The organism is Mesorhizobium sp. STM 4661, assembly GCF_000359125.1.
Classification (GTDB): domain Bacteria; phylum Pseudomonadota; class Alphaproteobacteria; order Rhizobiales; family Rhizobiaceae; genus Mesorhizobium.
Map to the genome: position 1 here is coordinate 90,691 of NZ_CAAF010000054.1, position 7,904 is coordinate 98,594.

Genomic DNA, 7,904 nt, shown 5'->3' on the forward strand with positions numbered 1-7,904 from the left:
CTACTTTGCGCTTTTGGCTTGTTGCCAAAGTGCCTCCATGTCGTCGAGAGTCGCTTTTTCAAGCGTGTTCCCGGACGCTTCCAGCGCCCGCTCGACATAGTGGAAGCGCGACCGGAATTTCTCGTTGGTTCCGCTGAGCGCCGCTTCGGAGTCAAGTTTGAGATGACGGCCGAGATTGACGACGGCAAACAGCATGTCGCCGAACTCATCCTTGATTGGCGCCGTATCGCCCTTGGAAAGTGCCTCGCGCAATTCACCGATCTCCTCTTCGATCTTGTCGAGGATCGGCGTGGCCTCGCTCCAGTCGAAGCCGACGCGGGCCGCTTTTTCCTGTAGCTTCAGCGCCCGGGTCAGCGCGGGCAGGGCGACCGGCACGCTATCGAGAAAGCCTTTCCCGTGGTCCTCCGGGTCGTGGCCACGGGCGAGGCGGGCGCTGCGTTTCTCAGCCTTTTCCTGCGCCTTGATCTTTTCCCACATGCCCTTGGCCATGCCGGCGCTGCGTGCCGTCTCGTCGCTGAAGACATGCGGATGACGGCGGATCATTTTCGTGGTGATGGCCTGGACCACGTCGCCGAAGGCGAATTCGCCCGCTTCCTCGGCCATCCGCGCATGATAGACGACCTGCAGCAGGAGATCGCCGAGCTCGTCGCGCAAATCGTCGAGATCGCCGCGCGCGATCGCGTCCGCCACCTCATAGGCTTCCTCGATCGTATAGGGCGCGATGGTCGAAAAATCCTGCTCGATGTCCCACGGGCAGCCGGTCTTCGGCGCCCGCAGCGCCGCCATGATCTCGATCAGCCGGGAAATGTCTTTCGAAGGTTTCATCGGGCGAATGCTACCGTGCGCCCGGCCGCGCGGCCAACGCTGTCAGCCGGCGAGGGCGCCTTGTCCACAGCTGCGCGGACCAGACCATGATCCCGAAAAGTGGAAGCCGGTTTTCGGAAAAGATCATGGTCAAGCAAAAGGCGTCAGTCGAGCACCGAGACGATCGCCTTGGCGAGTGCGCCCATCCCGTCCTCGGGCAGGCCTGCCACATTGATGCGGCTGTCACCAACCATGTAGACGCCATGCTCGGCGCGCAACCGCTCGACCTGCGCCTCGGACAGGCCAAGGCGGGAAAACATGCCGCGGTGGCTGGCGACGAAATCGAAGCGGTCGGAATTGGACTGCCGCCGCAGTGCCTCGGCGAACTGGACGCGAAGCCTGAGCATGCGCAGCCGCATCTCCTCGAGCTCCGCTTCCCAGTCGGCGCGCAGCGCGGCATCTTCCAGCACGATGCGCACGGCGGCCGCGCCATGGTCCGGCGGCATCGAATACATGGCGCGCGCCGCCGACAGCATCTGGCCCATCGCCACATCCGCCTGGGCGCCGTCCTTGGCCAGGATCATCGCCGCCCCGACGCGGTCGCGATAGACGGCAAAGTTCTTCGAGCAGCTCGAGGCGACGACCATTTCCGGGACTTTTGCGGCCATGATGCGCAAGCCCGCGGCGTCGGCGTCGAGGCCTTCGCCAAAGCCCTGATAGGCGATGTCGACAAAAGGCAGCAGGCCGCGTTCGACGACAAGATCGGTGATTTCGGCCCATTGCGCGGTATCGAGGTTGGCGCCGGTGGGGTTATGGCAGCAGCCATGCAGCAGCACCACATCGCCGCTCTTTGCAGTGCGTAGCGCAGCCAGCATGTCAGCGAAGCGCACCGCACCGGAAGCAGCGTCGAAATAGGGATATTCGCGGATCTGCAGGCCGGCCGCTCGCATCACCGGCATGTGGTTCGGCCATGTCGGGTCGGACAGCCAGATCGTCGCGTCGGAGCGCGTCCGCTTGAGCAGCTCGGCCACCAGCCGGAGAGCGCCGGAGCCGCCAGGCGCCTGCGCGGCCCGGATGCGCGTCATGTCGGCCGCAAGGCCGAAGGTGAGCTTCGCCATCGCGGAATTGAAGCCGGTGTCGCCGGCAAGACCGAGATAGGTCTTGGTATCCTGGCTCTGCAGCAGGCGCTTTTCGGCTTCGCGCACCGCGCGCATAACCGGCGTCTTGCCGTCGCGATCCTTGTAGACGCCGACGCCGAGGTCGACCTTGTCGGTGCGCGGATCGGCGCGATAGAGGCCGATCAGGGCAATGATCTTGTCGGCGGGGGCGGGCTGCAGGTTTTCGAACATCAATATGGTCCCGTTGGCGGCGGAGTGATACGCAAATCGGCCGCCTTGCGCCAGCGGTTTCATATGCGCCGGACCGAATGCCGTGTGATCGGCAAGACGGAAGCGAGCTCTACACGTTCCTGTCACATCGGCGTAGTTTGAATAGGCATTTCCGGGACAAGCGCGAGAATGACGGCGTGAGACAATGATGAGCCGGCAAGAACAGTTCGACCTTGCGATTGTCGGCGCCGGCATTGTCGGTCTGGCACATGCGCTCGCCGCCGTCAGGCGTGGCCTTTCCGTGGTCGTCATCGATCGCGACGCGCAGGCCAATGGCGCTTCGGTGCGCAATTTCGGCTTCATCACGGTCAGCGGCCAGGAACGCGGCCAGGTGTGGCGCCGAGCGATGCGCTCCCGCGACATCTGGCTGGAGGTGGCCGAGCCAGCCGGCATCGATGTCATCCAGCGCGGCGCGGTCGTCGTCGCCCGCCGCCCGGAGGCGCGCGCGGTAGCCGAAGCGTTCTTGCGGACCGAAATGGGCGAGGGCTGTCTGCTGCTCGAACCCGATGAGCTTCGGGGCCAGTACCCCCAGCTTGCCGGACGGGATTTCGCCGGCGGCTTGTGGAGCCCGCACGAGGTGCGTGTCGAATCGCGCGAAGCGATCCCACGGCTGGCGGCCTGGCTCGCCGAACGCCACGGCGTCGCGTTCCGCCGTGAAACGGCGGTGCGCTCGATCGAGCCGCCTGATATCGAGACCAGCCGCGGCGTTGTCCATGCCGGCAAGGTGATCGTCTGTCCGGGCGACGATCTGGCGACGCTTTATCCCGAGCGCATCGCGCAATATGCCGTCACCCGCTGCAAATTGCAGATGATGCGGCTTGCCGAGCCCGGCTACCGGCTGCCGGTATCGGTGATGTCCGACCTCGGGCTCGCCCGCTATGCCGGCTACGCCGCCTTGCCGGAAGCCGCGGCCCTGCGGCGCAAGCTCGAAGTCGATCAGCGCGACGCGCTCGACAATGGCGTGCATCTGATCGTCGTACAGAGCGCCGACGGCACGCTGGTGGTCGGCGATTCGCATCATTACGCAACGACGCCCGACCCGTTCGCTTCGGAGCGCGTCGACGAAATCATTCTCGATGAATTCAGCGCCGTCTTTGGCGGACCGACGCCACGCGTCCTGGAACGCTGGACCGGGATCTACGCCTCGGCGTCCGACCGCACCATGTTCGCCGACGCGCCGCGGGAAAATGTGCGCCTCGTCATGATCACCAGCGGCACCGGCGCCAGCACATCCTTCGCGATCGCCGAAGAGGTGATCGCAGAGCTTTTCGGTTCCACCATCGCAGACGCCAGGAAGATCGCATGATGGCCACCCAGGGTTTGCTCCGCGCCGTCGTGTTCGATTGGGCCGGTACTGTCGTCGATCACGGCTCGCTGGCGCCGATGGGCGTATTCGTCGAGGCTTTCGCCGATTTCGGCGTGGCGATCAGGGTGGACGAGGCCAGAGGCCCGATGGGAATGGCCAAGCGCCCGCATATCGCCGCGCTGCTTGCGCTGCCGAGGGTCGCGGCGTCCTGGACAAAGCAGCATGGTCATGCGCCGACCGACGCCGACATCGATGCCGTCTATAACGTCTTCGTGCCGAAGAACCGTGCGGTGGCGGCGCAATACTCGGATGTCATTCCGGGCGTTGCCGAGGTCGTCACGGCGCTGCGCGCCCGCGGCCTCAAGATCGGCTCGACGACCGGCTACACGCGCGACATCATGGCAGAAATCCTGCCGGTGGCCGCCGGGCAGGGGTTCTCGCCGGATTGCCTGGTATGCACCGGAGACACTCCCGACGGGCGGCCGACGCCTTTCATGCTGTGGAAGGCACTGACCGAGCTTGGCGTCTACCCGCCATGGCTGAGTGTAAAGGTCGACGACACCGAGGTCGGCATTGCCGAAGGCACCAATGCCGGCGCCTGGACGATCGGTGTGTCGGTGACCGGCAACGTCTTCGGCCTGACGCTGGCGGAGACGCAGGCGCTCGCGCCTGATATCTTCAGGAAGAAGCGCGCCGAAGCCTCCGCAAGGCTCACCGCCGCCGGCGCCCACTACGTCGTCAGCGGCGTCGCCGACCTGATGCCGGTCATCGCGGCGATCGAAGGAAGGCTTCAGCGCGGCGAGAGGCCTTGAGCGCCTGAAGGCGACTGGGCGGGGAACGGCCGGCGCGAGCCATTTGCGATTATGCGGGTTTAAAACACTCTATCCGGCTGCAGCCTTGCCAGACCGTAGCCGGCGAGAGCCAAGGCGATGCCTGAGGCAATGGTTCGCATCTGGTTCCAGAACTGCCATCGGCCTGAATAGTCCCGCCAGATCTCTCGCGCGGTCTCGGCATCATCGGGAATGACAGTGGCGGCCAGCGCCTCGTCCATCGGCACGTTCACTGTCAGCGTGAGAACAAGGCCAAAGGCTAGATAGACGGCCCCCGCGGCAGCGAACCAGAACGCCGGTAGCTTGTAGCCGTTGAAACGCATTGCGGCAGCCGTCACACCCAGAACGACCGGCGTCAGAAAGAATGCGGGAAAGAAAACGGCATTGCGAACCGACGCATTCATCGCCTGCATGGCCTTGATTGCCGTTCGGGGATCAGCATGGTCGAGGCCCCACATCGTCGAGCAGACCCAGGCATAGAAAAATCCGAAAATCGCCCCACAAAACACGATCGATGTGACCGACAGTCCCACTCGCAGATCGAGGAGGCGGCCTACAAGCTTCTGAAAGCAAGAGGCTACGGCGGCACTTCAATGCTCAGTATCGCCAAAGAGGCGAAGGCATCCAACGAAACGCTCTATCGCTGGTATACCGACAAGACAGGCCTGTTCAAGGCGATGGTCGAAAGCAATGCAAGGGCGACGAAAGCGGTGCTGGACGCGGCAATCAGGGATGAGGCAGATCCGCTGGTGAGCCTCGAAAAAGTCGCCCCGATCCTCCTTTCGATGTTGCTTGGCGAGAAAGCAGTCTCCCTCAACCGCGCGGCTGCTTCTGACGAAAGCGGCGAATTGGGTGCGGCTATCGCCACAGGGGGGCGCGATTCGGTGCTTCCGTTGATTGAGAGATTGATTGAGCGCGGCCTGGAGACCGGCGCTCTGGCCGCGCCATCCGCTGATGTGGCGGCCAACTGGTTTTTGAACCTGTTGATTGGTGATCTGCAGATCAGGCGGGTCATTCGCACTCTGCCCATTCCTTCAGACACGGATGTCCATTCCAGAGCGATCGCTGCATCAAGCGCGTTCAGAAAGCTTTGCGGCACGTGAAAGTGAGATTGATATGGCACGATGTCCTCCCGCATCGCGCAAAAAATTTAGCAGCGAAGGGATTAAAATCCTTATGTGCTCCGTAAACAGGGCATGAAACGATCGATGCCACGCTTCGATATCATGGGACAGCTCGGTTCGCTGCGCCGCTACGCGCGCTCGTTGACGCGCGACAGCGCCGATGCCGAGGATCTGGTGCATGATGCGTTGGTGCGGGCCTATGAGCGGCGCGGCACCTTCCGCTCCGGCGGAAACCTGCGCGCATGGCTCCTGTCGATCGTTCACAATGCCTTCATTGACGGCTTGCGGTCCCGCAAATCGGAAGCGGTGCGCCTCGAACAGGCCAGATACCTTGCCGACGCCAATATGGACGCTCCCCAGGAGCATTCGGTCCGCTTGGCGCAGGTGCGTGAAGCCTTTTTCAAATTGCCCGAAGAGCAGCGTTCGGCGCTGCATCTCGTCGCTATCGAGGGACTTACCTACAGCCAGGCGGCCGAGGTCAGCGGCGTGCCGGTCGGAACGTTGATGTCACGCATCGGTCGCGCCAGGGCGGCGCTGCGCGAGATGGAGGACACGTCGCCGGCGCGGGCAAAAAGCCACCTCAGGATCGTGGGAGATCAGTGATGAACGAACTGCGCGATCCGGTAATCGATGCCGACCTTGATGCCTATGTAGACGACCAGTTGGACATTGCACGCCGCATTGAAGTTGGCGCGTTTCTTTCGACCCGTCCGGAGGCGGCGGCGCGGGTGATGTCAGACCTCAGGACGCGCGACGAACTGCGCATGGCGCTTGCCGGATCCGAGAGCATGGCGCGGCCGACAACGGCCGATGCGGCACGCCGGCTGGAGCGGGGTCTGGCCCGGGGCCGCGTCTTCGTGGCGTTGCAGCGGGCGGCGGCGGTTGCTGTCTTTGTCGCCGCGGGCTGGCTGGCGAACAGCATGCTCGGGCCGATATCGGTCACCAAAGTCGTCGCCTCGACCCAGCCGCCTGTCTATCTGCAGGACGCAATCCGGGCGCACAAGACGACGATCGTGCGCGAGACCATGTCGTCCCAGCTGGAAGCGCCGAATTACAACGCGGACGAAATCCGCGCCGCCACGGCGATCGTCATGCCGTCGCTGCCGAAGGACTGGAGGGTCCGCGACGTCCAGATCTATCCATCGCAGTTCGGCCCGAGCGTCGAAATGGCTGTCGAAACAAAGGATATGGGATTGGTCTCGCTCTTCGCGATCAGACCCGGAACGTTCGACGTGGTCAAGCCGACCGTCGCCCCTTCGGGTGACATCTCCTCGGCTTATTTCCAGGTCGGCGAAGTCGCCTACGCAGTCGTTGCCCGAAGCGGTGTACGCGACCTCGATCGCGCCGCCGAAACGCTTGCCAGTACGCTTTACTGATCCCGCCTCACCAGGAGAATTCGCATGAACATTCCTAACCTAAGATATAGCGCGGGTGCCGGCGCCCAAACCGGAGCCGTGTATGACGAGGGCCTGCGCCAGCACATGCTGCGCGTCTACAACTACATGGGGGTCGGCCTCGTCGTCACCGGTATCATCGCCTATGCGGTGGCTTCGACGCCCGCACTCTACGTGCCGATCTTTTCCAGTCCGCTGAAGTGGGTGGTGATGTTGGCGCCGCTTGCCTTCGTGCTCTTGTTCTCGTTCCGTATGCAGACGATGTCCGCTGCCGGCGCCCAGGCTATGTTCTGGGCATTCTGCGCGGTCATGGGCTTGTCGCTCGCTTCCGTGTTCCTGGTCTTCACCGGCACCAGCATCGCGCGCACCTTCTTCATCGCCGCCACCATGTTCGGCGCCACCAGCCTTTACGGCTACACGACCAAACGCGACCTGACCCAGTTCTCGTCCTTCCTGATCATGGGCCTGATCGGCGTGGTGATCGCCAGCGTCGTCAACATCTTCCTCGGCTCGACGGCGCTGCAGTTCGCGATTTCGGTGATCGGCATCGCCGTGTTCATCGGCCTTACCGCCTGGGACACGCAGACGATCAAGGAACGGTATGCCGAGAATGTCGGCGCGGAATCACAGCAGAAGCTCGCCGTCTTCGGCGCCTTCTCGCTGTATCTGAACTTCATCAACATCTTCCAGCTGCTGCTGAATTTCACCGGCGAGCGCGAATAATCGGACCGACCGTAGCAGGCAACACTTCGAACCTTGCCGTGGCCGAAGGGAAACCTCCGGCCACGGTTTTCATTTGAGGCGGCGCGCGAATACGCTATCTCGCCTGTAGCGTGAATGCGTTCGTCGCGGCTGTGTGAGGTGGGGCGTAGCCTGGCCGCTTCTTGAGTTCACGCGGGGCCTTTTGCTAGCCTGCCGGCCACACCAGCCATCGGTGAGGACATATGCAACAGGATAGTCTGACGCTTCACGGTAACGGCATCTCGGCGACCATTGTCGGGCAGGGCGACATTCCAACTTTGCGGAATCAAGACATTTCTATTTTGCGGCAATATGAA

At 63.2% G+C, this 7,904-nt stretch carries 9 protein-coding genes; 6 read left to right on the forward strand and 3 right to left on the reverse strand.

Annotated features, from left to right (window positions below; all coding sequences use genetic code 11):
* Together mazG and MESS4_RS17695 are read right to left on the reverse strand one after the other, a co-directional pair.
* Complete coding sequence (gene mazG, locus MESS4_RS17690) at window positions 1-825, reverse strand: nucleoside triphosphate pyrophosphohydrolase (protein WP_006333535.1); 825 nt, start codon at window positions 823-825, stop codon at window positions 1-3.
* A gap of 143 nt (window positions 826-968) precedes the next feature.
* Window positions 969-2,153, reverse strand: a complete 1,185-nt coding sequence (locus MESS4_RS17695) for an amino acid aminotransferase (RefSeq protein WP_006333536.1) — start codon at window positions 2,151-2,153, stop codon at window positions 969-971.
* 184 nt (window positions 2,154-2,337) lie between these two features.
* On the opposite strand from MESS4_RS17695, the gene MESS4_RS17700 reads away from it, so the two are divergent.
* The gene (locus MESS4_RS17700) at window positions 2,338-3,498 is read left to right on the forward strand and encodes a TIGR03364 family FAD-dependent oxidoreductase (RefSeq protein WP_006333538.1); all 1,161 of its coding nucleotides are present in this window, start codon (window positions 2,338-2,340) and stop codon (window positions 3,496-3,498) included.
* Window positions 3,495-4,310: a phosphonoacetaldehyde hydrolase gene (gene phnX / locus MESS4_RS17705; RefSeq protein WP_006333540.1), complete on the forward strand. Its 816-nt coding sequence runs from the start codon at window positions 3,495-3,497 to the stop codon at window positions 4,308-4,310. Before MESS4_RS17700 ends, phnX begins: the two co-directional genes overlap by 4 nt.
* Before the next feature lie 59 nt (window positions 4,311-4,369).
* Here the strand turns inward: phnX and MESS4_RS17710 are convergent, their stop codons facing one another.
* Window positions 4,370-4,861 carry an anthrone oxygenase family protein gene (locus MESS4_RS17710; RefSeq protein ID WP_244441154.1) on the reverse strand — a complete coding sequence of 164 codons (492 nt, stop codon included), beginning with the start codon at window positions 4,859-4,861 and terminating at the stop codon, window positions 4,370-4,372.
* Between the two features lie 60 nt (window positions 4,862-4,921).
* On the opposite strand from MESS4_RS17710, the gene MESS4_RS17715 reads away from it, so the two are divergent.
* The 4 genes from MESS4_RS17715 to MESS4_RS17730 all read left to right on the forward strand — a co-directional run bounded on the left by MESS4_RS17715 (window position 4,922) and on the right by MESS4_RS17730 (window position 7,569).
* Complete coding sequence (locus MESS4_RS17715) at window positions 4,922-5,431, forward strand: TetR/AcrR family transcriptional regulator C-terminal domain-containing protein (RefSeq protein WP_006333542.1); 510 nt, start codon at window positions 4,922-4,924, stop codon at window positions 5,429-5,431.
* Between the two features lie 105 nt (window positions 5,432-5,536).
* Entirely contained in the window at window positions 5,537-6,055 is a 519-nt protein-coding gene (locus MESS4_RS17720) for a sigma-70 family RNA polymerase sigma factor (protein ID WP_006333543.1), read from the forward strand.
* Entirely contained in the window at window positions 6,055-6,828 is a 774-nt protein-coding gene (locus MESS4_RS17725; protein WP_006333544.1) for an anti-sigma factor, read from the forward strand. The genes MESS4_RS17720 and MESS4_RS17725 overlap by 1 nt, the downstream gene beginning before the upstream one ends.
* 24 nt (window positions 6,829-6,852) lie before the next feature.
* Window positions 6,853-7,569, forward strand: a complete 717-nt coding sequence (locus MESS4_RS17730; protein ID WP_006333545.1) for a Bax inhibitor-1/YccA family protein — start codon at window positions 6,853-6,855, stop codon at window positions 7,567-7,569.
* Window positions 7,570-7,904: the final 335 nt, after the last annotated feature.